At 39.9% G+C, this 14,272-nt stretch carries 6 protein-coding genes; 2 read left to right on the top strand and 4 right to left on the bottom strand.

The features are described from left to right. Window positions 1-122: 122 nt before the first annotated feature. Together D0T50_RS01070 and D0T50_RS01065 are read right to left on the bottom strand one after the other, a co-directional pair. The gene (locus D0T50_RS01070; protein ID WP_163221081.1) at window positions 123-1,790 is read right to left on the bottom strand and encodes a RagB/SusD family nutrient uptake outer membrane protein; all 1,668 of its coding nucleotides are present in this window, start codon (window positions 1,788-1,790) and stop codon (window positions 123-125) included. 18 nt (window positions 1,791-1,808) lie between these two features. Beyond that, window positions 1,809-4,985, bottom strand: a complete 3,177-nt coding sequence (locus D0T50_RS01065; protein WP_163221309.1) for a TonB-dependent receptor — start codon at window positions 4,983-4,985, stop codon at window positions 1,809-1,811. A gap of 392 nt (window positions 4,986-5,377) precedes the next feature. Here D0T50_RS01065 and D0T50_RS01060 point away from each other — a divergent pair, with 392 nt between their 5' ends. Continuing rightward, a complete protein-coding gene (locus D0T50_RS01060; RefSeq protein ID WP_304521089.1) occupies window positions 5,378-7,450 on the top strand; it encodes a rhamnogalacturonan lyase in 2,073 nt (690 codons plus the stop codon). Between the two features lie 39 nt (window positions 7,451-7,489). Then, a complete protein-coding gene (locus D0T50_RS01055) occupies window positions 7,490-8,311 on the top strand; it encodes a hypothetical protein (RefSeq protein ID WP_163221078.1) in 822 nt (273 codons plus the stop codon). Between the two features lie 125 nt (window positions 8,312-8,436). On the opposite strand, the gene D0T50_RS01050 is transcribed toward D0T50_RS01055, so the two are convergent. After that, window positions 8,437-12,681: a two-component regulator propeller domain-containing protein gene (locus tag D0T50_RS01050; protein WP_163221076.1), complete on the bottom strand. Its 4,245-nt coding sequence runs from the start codon at window positions 12,679-12,681 to the stop codon at window positions 8,437-8,439. Window positions 12,682-12,711: 30 nt separating this feature from the next. After that, window positions 12,712-14,223 (bottom strand): glycoside hydrolase family 28 protein, encoded by a 1,512-nt coding sequence (locus tag D0T50_RS01045; protein ID WP_239058175.1) that lies wholly within the window; start codon window positions 14,221-14,223, stop codon window positions 12,712-12,714. Window positions 14,224-14,272: the final 49 nt, after the last annotated feature.

The following is a 14,272-nucleotide window of genomic DNA, read 5'->3' as shown; positions in this document are numbered from 1 at the left end:
GAGTTACCTACAAAACGAAAGCTCCATGCTTACGTAAAGGCGATATGATTTATGATTGCTTTTAGTGGAAAGAAGAAGGGTTGATTTACCCTTCTTCTTTCAAAATTTACCTAAAAATTAAACTAATACCCTGTATTCTGATTATACAGTCCAGGCTTCACATTCACCTGATCCATCGGAATCGGATAAAGATAACGCCCCTCTTTCACATTGGCTTTGTCTATACCATCCGGGTTATTATAACTATCAAACATATTCTCAATAGCTCCTTTCCACTCATTCCAACGAACTAAGTCAAACCAACGAACTCCTTCACCCATTAATTCTATGCGACGTTCGCGCTTAACAAACTTAAGTGCTTCGGTAGCATTATTTGTCGATTCGGGGGCGCAACCAGCTCTTTGGCGAATACGGTTTACAATATTCATTGCTCCTGCCACATCACTCTTACTAACTAATATCTCAGCATACATTAACAATACGTCTTCATAACGCAATACCGGATGATTCACTGGCCAATCCTGATTACCCGACATGGATTTGTCATAGTCTATCGTCATTCCCAGTGCATTGATTTTATGCTTTGAAGGCATAAATTTATAAAACATAGCGTTTGATTGTACATCTACAACACTACCACCTTCCAATGTCAGTTTATCGATAGATTTAGAGTATTCTGGGAAGTTAGGTTCGGCATCAAAACCAGACAAGATAGAATAATCATATCCACGAGCATCACGAAGTTGTATATCTCCTTGTGTGTAGACCTTATCAAATTCGTACATCAATGATTTCTCTACATAAATACCATTCCCAAAGATATTGTACGTTGCGTAGGAGGTTGGCAATGTAGGGCCAAAATAAAATATCGCTTTATTTCCAGTACCTCCAGCACGATATTGAATCGAAAAAATAGGGTATTTGTTATAATACGCATCTGCAGGAAGAAATTGTTTTCTCCACTCCGTGCTATCAGGCGCCCAATACATATTGTTATTTCCCTCCGAGAAAGTAATTACTGCCTTCAATTCGGTTTCTGCCAAAGCTTGTGCCGAGGAATCATTTAAGGGAAAACCTGCCATAGTCATATATACTCGTCCCAACATAGCTTGTGCGGCTATTTTATCGGCACGTCCTTTACCAGCTATAGATGTGGTACTGGCATTTTTCATTTCGCTGTTTATTGGTAATATTGTCTTTGCTTCAATTAAATCGGGAACAATAATTTTATCATAGATTTCTCGCTCAGGAGATAATTTTATGTTTTTCACTTCATCAGGAGAGAGTGGTTTATCTATTAATGGAATATTTCCGAATAAACGAACCATTTCAAAGTATGCCCATCCTCTGAGAAAGTGAGCTTCACCTAAAAGTTGATTTTTGAAATCATCACGAGTACCAAAGTCACAAGATGGTATTTTAGCAAGTGCTACATTAGCATCGTAAATAATCTTATACCATTTGTTCCATACATCATCAAATGTACTCAAAGAGTAATCCGCCCGAAAAGTTCCAATTTCTGAGTATTCGCGAAATCCATTTGTTTTAGGGGTTACCCACGCATTGTCCGAGCGACACTCGGATAGATAAAGATGTTCGAGTAAAGCCATGTCATAAAGCCCTGCATAAACGCCAACAATTCCTTGTTCCGATTGCGAGGGGGTTTGATAAAACCCATCCGAAGAGAGAAGATTACTGGGTGCACTAGTCAAGAAATCTTCGCACGACGTTAGTGCTAAGCATACACCTATCATGAAGCTTGCTTTTGCTATATATATGATTCTTTTCATATTCATTTTTTGTTTTGATTAAAAATTAATGTTTACACCAAAGGTTATGATACGTGGCGTAGGGTAGCTACTATAATCCAGCCCCAAAGCACTTTGTCCACCTGGTCCGGAACCGTTATTAGCTGATTCAGGAGAATACCCTCCATAGTAATTGTCCCATTTCGCCAAGTTCTCTATTGAAGCATAAATACGGGCATACGAAATAATTTTCGGATTGATAGGTAGCTTATAGCCTAAGGTAATATTTTTCACACGCAGGTAGTCCGAAGAGTAGAGCCAACGTGTATCTACAGTAGTTCCTGTTGTACTACTAAGAATGTAAGGAGTTTTTCCATCACCTTGTTCTGTTTCCGACCACCACGCATTTCTCCAATGCCCCAATACATTTCCTGTTGCTCCCATACCAGGGCGGTCAATAGCACGACCAATTAATCCGTAAATTTTCCCACCCGACTGTGCTGTTAATAAGATAGATAAATCAAAATCTTTGTATGAGAAAGTATTGGTCATCCCATAGGTAAACTTTGGTGTGGGGCTTCCCATTATCGCACGGTCATTTTCCTTATCAAAAACACCATCATCATTCACATCGCGATAACGAATATCTCCCGGTTTAATCGCTGTACCTTGGAAGGTTACCTTTTGCCCATTAAACTTCGCACTATAATCATCAATTTCCTGTTGTGTTTTCCACACGCCGATAGCTTCGTACATATAGTAACAATTAACAGGCTTGCCCACCATCAACACATTCGACGAATTGTCTTGACCCGAATAAATAGGCGTATTGTCTATACCAATAGATATTACTTTGTTTTTATTAAAACCTAAGTTAAATGAAGTGTTCCAAGAAAAAGCTCCCGCGAAATTGCGAGTGTTTAATTCTACTTCAAAACCTCTATTCTTTATATTACCGATGTTACTCCACACAGTGCTAAAGCCAGATGCGCCTAATGAAGGCACTTGGTAAAGAAGGTCTTTAGTGTTTTTGGTGTACCAGTCCAAAGAGAGTTGAATCCGATTATCGAGGAAGCCAAAATCAACTGCAATGTCGGTACTGTGTGTTTTTTCCCAGCCCAAATCCATATTACCTAATGTATTGGAGTTATAGCCAGACATACCTCCATATGTTACCGCGGTAAGTGTAGGATAAGCAGCAGTCGCGCTAATAGAATTATTTCCGGTTACTCCATAGCTAGCTCTAAGTTTCAAAGTACTAAACCACGAGAGGTTTATGTTCTTAAAGAAATTTTCGTTAGACATAATCCAAGCACCAGATAGCGCAGGGAACAATCCCCACTTATTATTAGCCCCAAAAACAGAACCACCATCATAACGTAAACTACCCGAAAAAACATATCGTTCGTCAAAACTATATTGCAAACGTCCGAATACAGAAGCCAGCTTATTAGGTGTGGCTTGTGTTACCTTATCTGTGCCAATAGCCACTTTCGATCCATCAAAAGAATAAACAATTGCATCATTAGGAAAAGGTTTATTAAATGTTTGATCGGTTGAAAAACCAACATTACTTTGTTCGGAGGAGGTACCTGCCATAGCGTTAATGGTATGTTTGCCAAAGGTTGCATCATAGTTTACTAACGCCTGTAATAAGGTACTCCATGTACGCGAAGTATTGTGTCCTCCCGAAGAATTTGTTCCCTCTCCTGCCGTCCATGTACTACCTGTACTTGAATAAGTGTATGAACTACGTTGGTAATCGTAGTAGTTTACCGAACCCGAGAGTTCAATTCGCAAACCTTTCAGAGGAGTGATACGCAAGAATGCATTTCCTAACATGCGCACCATCTCGTCTTTGCGGATATTCTTTTGCATATAATATACAGGGCTGGGAGCATTACCTGCCCAAAGATACCTTACATTAGGCTCTACGTTAGTCATATACCCTACTCCCGGTTCTGAAACTGGTGTAGACGATAATACTGTATGTGAACGAGAATCCTTTCCATTGGCAAGTCCTGATCCGTTTCTTTTTATATAAGTAGGAGCTAATTGTACACCTACAGCAATATATTTATTGATTTTTGATTCTATATTGGCGCGAAAAGCAGCGCGTTCGTAATCAGTTCCGGTAGCCAATCCTTCTTGATTGAGGTATCCGCCCGAGAAAAGATAATTAGTATGTTCCGTAGCACCCGACACTGTTAGGCTGTAATCCTGGATAGCAGCTGTACGATAAAACTCATCTTGCCAGTCCAATAAACTTAATCCCTCGGAAGTAGCTGTATAGTTGTGAGATGCTTTTGTTTCATCACTCATATAGTTAAACCAACGCTCATCCAACATATAGTTGTAATTAGCAGCTGTCAATCCTAACTTTGCCATACGCTGGCTATTGGAGTCACTGATGCTAGCTTCTACTCCCCTGCCTCTGGCTGCCGACAAATACGAAGCATCATTCCATCTTGTTCTAAACTCCATCCACTCTGTGGCACTTAACAAATCTAATTTCTTTTCCATTGTTTGAAAACCATAACTGGCATTAAATGATATTTGCGGTTTACCACTTTTGCCCTTTTTAGTGGTAACGAGCACCACCCCATTAGACCCTCTGGAACCATAAATAGCCGCCGAAGAAGCATCTTTCAATACCTCAATAGATTGAATATCGGCTGGATTGATACCGCTCAAAGTCGTAATAGGAACACCATCTACTACATAAAGCGGATCTGAAGACGCATTGATAGAAGCCGCACCACGTACACGAATTTGCATGTCCGCACCTGGTTCTCCACTTACACTACGTACAGCTACCCCAGCCAATTGTCCTTGTAAAGCCGTTTCCGGACGAGCTAGAGGGCGATTTTCTATTCCTTTAGCGTCCATTTTAGATACAGCAGAGGTTAAAGTAGTCTTCTTTACCGAACCATATCCGATAACAACAACCTCTTCTAATGCCTGTGAATCCTCCTCAAGCACGATGCGAAAGTTTGTTTTACCTGCAACGCTTACCACTTGTGTGTTATAACCAATGTAGCTTACTTTCAGTTTAGCATTCTCTGCCACATTTTGCAGTTTAAACTCCCCGTCAAGATTAGTTATAGTACCATTTGATGTACCATCAACTGTAACATTTGCGCCAATAACAGTCTCACCATTATTGTCTACTATCACACCCGAGATTGTTTTCCCTTGTTGTGCGACAGCTGTTGTTGCTACCAGCAAGAGTAGCATCCACAAAAACTTCTTCGATTTGTTTCTCATAAATATTAACTTAATAGATAAATAGTAAAACATTGAAGTTTCAATCCGAAGAAATGAAACCCTACTGCAAACTTATCCTAAAAGACTTTCACTAAGAATAGACAGTAATTCCATTACCTGTATTTTTTGGTCAAAATGGTGTTCCATTAAGAGGGAACTACATATTTCAGTCCAACTGAACTACATTACAAATATTGGAATTAGTAACCATTTTTTAATGTAGTACTACTCATACCTTTGCCTTTATGATGCACAAGCGCATCATAACACATTATAATATTATATCTATGAGAAATTTACTACTTTTTTTAATTCTCTTCGTTCTTGGGCAATCAACACCTATACAGGGACAAGAAAGACAAATGGAAACTTTAGACAGAAGTTTGGTAGCTATTAAGCTTATTAGTGGAGTGCACCTCAATTGGCGACTACAAGGTAATGAAAAGGAAGTAGCCTTCAATATTTACAAAAATGGAGAATTGTTACAAACCGTATCGGCTACCGAAGCTACTAACATTACCGATAAAACAGGAAAATCCACCGATATTTATAAGGTAAAGGCAGTAATAAACGGAAAAGAAGAAGCGGTAGGTTCTAAAGAAGTTACCCCTTGGGCACAACAGTATATGACAATCCAGCTCAATCGTCCGGAATCAGGAATAACACCACCCAATTACGTAAAAGAAGATAAAACAACGGTTTACGCTAACGGAGAAAACTATAGCTATTTCCCTAACGATAGTAGTGTTGGCGATTTGGATGGCGATGGAGAATATGAAATTATTGTAATGTGGCGCCCCACAAATGCACGCGACAATGCCCATTCGGGTATAACAGGCGAGGTTTTTATTGATGCCTACAAGCTAGACGGCACGCAACTATGGCGAATCGGGTTGGGAAAAAACATTCGCGCCGGATCTCACTATACTCAACTATTGGTATATGATTTTGATGGTGACGGACGCTCAGAGATTGTATGCAAAACCGCTCCAGGAACCATAGACGGTAAAGGGAAACACATTATTATGAATAACGATGACCCAAACGCAGATTACCGTAGCCTGCAAATGAATTCTACTTGTGGGTATATTCTCGATGGTCCTGAATATCTTACTGTTTTCGACGGGCTGACAGGTGAAGAATTGCATACCGTTCCCTATGAAATTCCTCGCGGAAATGTTAGCTCTTGGGGAGATAGTTACGGCAACCGTGTAGATCGCTTCTTGTCGTGTGTAGCTTATTTGGATGGTGTTCGACCTAGTTTCGTGATGTGTAGAGGTTATTACAAAAAAACGACCTTAGTGGCTTATGATTTCAGAAATGGTAAAATAGAAAAACGTTGGGAACATATATCAGACATCGCAGGCGAAGGTGCCTATGGGCAAGGCAATCACAACCTTTCTGTGGCAGATGTAGACGGAGACGGTTTCGACGAAATCATCTATGGTTCGTGTGCTATCAATCATGACGGTACATTATTATACCGGACTGGATTAGGACATGGCGATGCGATGCACGTGAGTGATCTCGATCCCGATCGTCCTGGACTCGAAGTATGGCAAGTGCTTGAAGAAGCACCCGCTACCAGTACCTATGGTTATGAAATGCATGATGCCCGCACTGGGGAAATTATATGGGGAGGTCCTTCGTACAATGATAATGGTCGCGGACTGGCTGCTGATATTGACCCTAACCACCGAGGTTTTGAAATGTGGAGTGCTTATGGTGATGGAACGTATAACTGCAAAGGTGAACTCATTTCGACGAGCAAGCCCACCATTAGTTTCCGTATCTATTGGGATGGAGATTTACAAGACGAGATACTCGACGGTAATGCTATTGCTAAATGGAATGGATCCAAAGCCAATAACATCCTTATTCTCACAGGAACAAGTATTTATGGTTCACGCAAATCCCCCATGTTATCGGCAGATATCTTGGGCGACTGGCGCGAAGAGGTTATTCTCATGGAAGCAAACGATTCCACCAAAATACGTATTTATACCACCCGTATTCCTACCGAACACCGGCTATACACCCTTATGCACGACCCCATGTACCGTCTGAGTGTTGCCTGGCAAAATGTCTGCTACAACCAACCTCCACATCTTAGTTTTTATATAGGCGACGGTCTGACACAGATGCCATGGCCACAAATGTATACCGCAGGAAATAAAACTACTATTGAAGAAATAAAAAAAGAAAGCAAACTAAATGCTCATATCACTACCGACAATGTTCTAAAAATTCATTCGAAAACTGACATAAGCAATATAATGATATACTCCGCGGAGGGCCTGTTACTAAATAAAATCAGCGGTTGTAACGACAAAAAGCTCGAAATACCTCTTGCGAAAATTGATACACAAATGCTTATAGTGAAAGTTGTTACAAATAACGAAACCGAGAGCATTAAATTGATAAAAAGATTTTAAGTAATCATAGTGAAACATTAATTATTAAAAATTACAGTTATGAAAAAAATTACACTTCTCATGGCAGTACTTACTGCTGTATGTTTAAACGGGTTTACTCAATCGTATGTTGATTTAGGCTGGGATTGGACAGGTACGTACGACTCTCCACCTACATCGGGCACATATATTTCGAGTACCGAGAACGTTGTTTACCCAGGTTCGAACAACGAAATCGTAGTATTCACAGGCGGACTTGCACGCCTTCAAAATTCCGACGGCGGTTTATATGTAAATAAAAGGATTAAAACATATGAATATCTGGAAATTATTACCAATCAAACAGATTATATTGAAGTGTCAGTTACTGACAACAGCGCAGCAAAGACCATTCAGTCAGCCAAAATCAATGGCACATCGAGTACAGTTGATGTAGCAGGTGAATGTGCAGTATTATTCTGCGATGTTTATCCATTTAACGAACAGCGTGTTATCTTCTACGAGTCATACCCTCTAGCAATGGTTAGGGTCGGAAATGCAGGTGTAAGCCTCAATGTTCCTAGCGGATGCAAATCATTTCGCATTTATCGTAAAGTGCAGATTGAACAAACATCAACAGATCCGGCCTGTTATAAAGTAGATGAATTTGGCTCAATCACTGTCTCGGGCAGTACAAACTCGCGTATTGGTTATTTTGGTATTTCGTTGATAGATGATAACGCTACAGGGCTTGAAATAATAGAAAATAACAAAACAGTGGTTGCTACAAAATATTTTGATATTACAGGTAAAGAAGTAACAAAAGAGAACACAGGTTTTATTATTGAGAAAAGAGTATTTGACGACGGAAGCATTGAATCTGTTAAGGTAATAAAGAGATAAATTTAAGTTGATATGAGTAAGCAAAAGCGGCTGCCTGATTAGATTCAAGCAGCCGTTTTTTTGCCAAGGCGGAGCAACCATGAGACTATGCAAAAAATCTCGGCTATTGAGGCGAGGTATTAGCCTCACCCTTTTCTATATTGCGTTGGTGATTTTCCAAACTGCCCTTTAAAGCACTTACTGAAATAGTATGGATCTTCAATACCTACTTGGTATGAAATCTCAGACACATTCAAATCTGTTCCCATCAACAATTCGGCAGCTTTCTTCATGCGTATAATACGTACATATTCATTAGGAGCATACCCTGTAATGCCTTTTAGTTTGCGAAAAAACGTGGTTCGCCCCATTCCTAAAGTTTGAGCAAAGGTTTCTACTTTGAAATCAGCATTATTCAAGTTTTCTTCGACTATTTTGTGCAGACTATCCATAAAGACCTGATCGCGGTCTGTAAAACTCACAGAAGCCTGTATTAAACCCGGTTCTGTATTGAATCTATGGCGTAATCTTTCGCGAATTTCCAACAACTTTACAATACGTGTTAACAAGTACTTTATACTAAAAGGTTTGGTTATGTATGAGTCGGCTCCTGCTTGGATTCCTTCCAACTGATGTTCTTCGGAAGAGAAGGCAGTGAGAAGAACAACAGGAATATGACTGGTTTCGAAATTAGTTTTTAACCGACGGGTAAACTCAAAACCGTCCATACGCGGCATCATCACATCACAGACTACAATATCGGGGTGTTCAACTACAAGTTCTTTGAGTGCCTCAAAGCCATCGCTTACTGAAGACACCGTGAAATAAGCACTCAGCTGGGTTTCAAGAAAAGTACGTACTTCATCATCGTCTTCTACAACCATTACCTTGGTAGATTTAGCAGCACTATCTACAATAGGTTTCAGAGATTCTTTTTCTGGATTTGTTATTATATCCTTCATGAAAGCAGTATTCGTAGAAATAGTATCACTAAGAATGTCTGTTTGCTCATAGTTATTAGCAGACAAAGGTATAGATACGTAAAAACAGGCACCACCCAAATCAGTATCTTCATAGCCTACACTACCTTTATGTACCTTTACAAGCTCGGAAGTGAGATGCAAGCCCACCCCTGTGCCACCTACCGTATAGCTAATTTGTTGAAAGCGAACAAAGAGTTTATCGCGTTGCTCGGGCACAACTCCTACTCCACTGTCGGCTACGCGAATAGTAAACTTATCATCTTCGACAGAGGTGTGTAGACTGAGACGTATTGTACCTCCTTGTGGAGTATGCTTGAAGGCATTGGACAATAGGTTGTACACTATTTTATCCATCTTTCCATGATCAATCAAAACGGGTTGCGTATAATCATCGGTTTCAAAGAGAAAGTCAATCTGCTTCTTCTCAGCCATCTCTTTGAAAGTTTGGTGAATTTCTCTGAAAAACACTTCAGTATTAGTGGTTTCCAGTTTCAGCTCCATTTTATCGTTTTGTAGTTTACGAAATTCAAGTAGCTGTTCAATAAGCCGTAATAGTCTGTTGGAACTTTTATGAAGTGTTTTCAGTTGTTCGTGTTCAGACAAGGATAAATCTTTTTGTGCAACCATACTTTCAATAGCACCACGAATGATAGTAAGTGGTGTACGAAATTCGTGTGATATATTGGTAAAGAACCGTAGCTTATACTCTGTGAGCTGCTTCTCTACCTCTACAGCTGTATTTAACCGGTTCATTTTTAAAACTAAACGAAAAGTAACTATAGTAACAATAATAGCTATAAAAAAATAAGACAAGATAGCCCAACCCGATTTCCACCATGGAGGAGATATAACAATTAGTAGTGTTGTTTCGTTCTTACTCCATACACCAAAGCTATTGCAACCTTTTACCCTAAATGTATATGTGCCCGCCGGCACATTGCGATAAGCAGCAATATTATTTCGAGAAATAGCGTTCCAATTTTTCTCATACCCCTCGAGATAGTAGGCGTATTTATTTAGCTCGGGTGCATGAAAGTTGAGCATGGTGCACTCCAGATTAAAAGCGTTTTGATTGTATTTAAGGTGAAGTTGTTTAGTATTGGTTATACTCTCTATTAAAGGAGAATCTGCATCATTAGGAGTTACATGAATACCATTAATTCCTAAAGCGGTTATCAATACAGGTGGAGCATAGCTATCATAGGCTACTTCTAAAGGATTAAAAGTATAGACACCATTGTAACTACCAAACATTAAATCACCATTTCGTTTTTTCCAGAAAGAAAGTTCATTGAAGATAGCCGCATGGCGATTATTAGAAAATACAAAATTCTCAAAGTTTTCTGTTTCAGGATAAAACTTAGAGATACCACTCTCTGTACTGACCCAAATAATGCCATGTTCATCTTCCTGAATAGCTTGTATCATTTCATTGGAGAGTCCATGAACAGCTGTATAATGTTTTACCCACGAGTTTTCCAAGGGTTCTTCTTTAACCAGCAAATGCAGTCCACCTCCCGAGGTTCCAATCCAAATTCGTCCTTGATTATCCTCAAAAAGTGATCTAACTTCGTTATTGTCTAGTGATTCATGTTGTTTGGTTTGTAAAAACAAAATAGTGTATGCACGTTCGTCAAGCAAAATTTCATCAGGATTAAAGACAACAATTCCTTCATTAGTACCTACCCATATAGTTCCATTATTATCTTGTATCATAGAACGCATCATGTTATGATGTACATGTGGAAAAAGTATTTGTTTGAATGTTATTTCGCCATTGTGCTGCTGTGCTAAATGTAAGCCACCACCAAAGCTGGCTACCCACATACGGTTATTCCCATCACGCAGAATCGTAAAAGCATTGCTACTCGATGACGATTGTTCTATCCTATCATTGAGTTGGTATTTTGCCAACACACGGCTCCCTGTGGGCGAAAAGAGATATACCCCACCTCCTTTAGTACCCAGCCACTTATTGCCAAGCGTGTCTTCAGCAATAGTAAGTGGCAACCCTGTTGCAAGGCGATGTTTATATTTTAGTTGCAAAGTAGAATCGCAAATATGTAAATTACCATCTCGTGTGCCAAACCAGAAACTATTGTTTTGATCTTCATAGATAAGACGAACGGCGTTGTCACGATCACTATCTCCTTTTGGATTGGGATAAAAAATATCAAACGGATAAGTAGTCAGAGATATTTTAATAGCACCCGCCAATTCAGTACCTACCCATATCTCGCCACTACGGTCTTCGGTTACACTAAGCAGATAATTAGTAGCAAGGTCTTTCTCTGTAGAAAAATGACGCAACATTCCAGTGCTTTGATCAAAAGCAAAGAGTCCATTACCAAAGGTAGTTATCCAAACGACATCGCGCGAATCGTGATATATCTGATAACGTTCATTATTGATGAGTGACAATACATCTTCGGGAATCAGTTTCATGGGTTCAAAACGATTATCAGAACGATGTTGCCAAAGCGTACCCGACATATTATAGACCCAAACATCTCCTCGATTATCTAGTAAGAAGTTCGCATTTTTGAATTTACGACCTTGGAAAAGAGGAGCAGCAGTCATTATCATTTTATCTTGTGCATGGAAAGAAAAGATTTCATCTTTGCCGGCAATAAGAATTACTCCGTCATTGAGCATGCAAGTACGGGAGTAATACATAGGCTGAGTAGCCGTAAAAGTTACATCCGACAAAAAAGCTTGTTGTTGCTGATCAAAAACAGCAATATGATCATTAGCTACAAAAAACAACTGATTGTTCCACTCGTGGGCAGCAGCATAATGTTTGCCTTTCCAAGTAGATATTATTTGTTCGTCTCTTTGTAAATAAAGTTCGTCCTGATTTCCTATCCAAATGTTCCCTTGTGTGTCTTCAAACACAAAAGATACTGCTTTTGCCTTTTCAAGAGGGATAGGATTCCACGACAGAAGATTATTCCCTGTATGCCGCACACGTAAGCATCCTTGAGTACCCCATAGCCACACATCACCGTTAGATACAATTTTAATCCCAGTGAAAGTATGCAATTCATTATTCAGGGCATAGTCTACAAACTGTTCTTGCCGAGGATCATAGCAAAACATCGTACTGGAGAAAGTGCGCACCCAGATATATCCGTGTTTATCTTCATGAATGCTACGAATGCGACTATCCGACAAGGTTTCTGGTTCTTCAGACTGAGGTTTAACTAACATAAAGTCCTTACCGTTATAACGGTTCAACCCGTTGATAGTACCCATCCAAATGAAACCTTTGCTATCTTCCATAAGACAACGAACGGTGTTCTGCGAAAGTCCTTCTCTGTCGGTTATTGTATTAATGCGCAACACATCAATGGCAAAAATCAAAGACGTGAACCAACAGAAAAACAGAATTGTACAAAAACGCTTCATACAGTAAGTAATTAGAATATACTTACAAAGCTACTTCCTGTTCGGAAGAAAGACAACATTCTCGAACAATAAGTTATGCGCATCCTCTTTCGTTATTGTACTATCTTTCGTAGTTACACGAAGATTGCGGAGCGTAAAGCCATTCACATCATTCAATGCGGTAATATATCGTTCGCAATGTATCTCGCTATCCTCTATCGTTACATCGCTCAATGGGATTTCGGGGATACAGTTGGCACGAATAAATTGTCTGGACGATTCTACAAGTAACTGTTTGGCATGAATATTTTTAATGACCGGTGTCAAAGGAGTTATCTCGCGAGGAGGGTAACGTAAAGCTAAATCGCCTACATAGCGTGTACTTCCCAACAAATCCCACGTAAATGCTTCTTTCACATCTATCATGCGAATACGTTCGCACCACACACCGTCTACTCCACCGCCACGATTGCGACGCGTCTTGAAACGAATGCCACGGTCTGTCTTATGAAATACACAATCGTGCGCATAGAGATTCTTAATGCCACCTGCAGTTTCGCTACCACATGTTATGGCTCCATGACCATTCTGCGCCAGAGAATAGCGAACAACAATATTCTCCGAAGGTTTTCCTACACGTAAGCCATCTTCTGTACGACCAGCCTTAATCGTGAAACAATCATCACCATTGTTTAGTGTGCAGTACTCAATCAGCACATTTTTACAGGATTCAATGTCTATACCATCACCACTAGCAACCTCTACAGAGTTTACAGTGATACCACGAATAATCACATCCTCGCAATAGATAGGGCAAATATTCCAGAAAACACTGCGATTGAGTGTGATACCCTCAATCAGTACGCCACGACAATTAATTGGTGCGATACTTTTGGGCAGATAAACGCGACGACCTTCTATACCATCATACACACGTTCTTCGACAGGAGTACGATAATCTACGATATTTTCAATAACAGTTCCAAAAACAGAATGATGACGAATCTGCGCATCCATGGGTGGGCCCCACAAGGTTCCTTTACCTGTAATAGCAATATTTTCTTCTCCATTAGCATAGATAAACCCACCCGGCCCCATAATTTCAATCCCTTCATGACGGGTAAAGAGAGCAGGAAGGTAATCTTCCACGTTACCACTAAAGGTTATCTCGGCATCTTCGGAAAGATGAAGGTTAATGTTGCTTTTAAGAATAATGCGACCCGATGTCCACTTACCACTTGGAATAAATACAGTGCCACCACCATTCGCACTGAGTTCTTGAATAAGATTATTAATAAGCGGTGTGATAAGTTCGCCTTGTACAGCCCCTCGCTGTGATATATCAATTACAACGTCAGGGAAAATCTTTTTTTGGAAAACAGGCATATCAAAAGGTGCACCGGTTATAGGGGCTATCTCTTGGGGCATCATGTGTGCACCCACTTCATGCACGGCAGGTATGGATATGTTTTGAGACGGGGTTGTATGGCAAGAGGATAATAAAAACAGTAGCGACAAGATGCTCGGATATCCAATTATAGCGGAAAAAGATTTGTAAGACATAATAATAGGATGTATAAGGTAAATTATTGTTTGCAAAAATACCGAATAA

The organism is Bacteroides sp. 214 (assembly GCF_010501015.1).
Lineage (GTDB): Bacteria > Bacteroidota > Bacteroidia > Bacteroidales > Bacteroidaceae > Bacteroides.
Note: the sequence above shows the minus strand (reverse complement) of the source record. Positions and strands in the feature narration are given on the sequence as shown.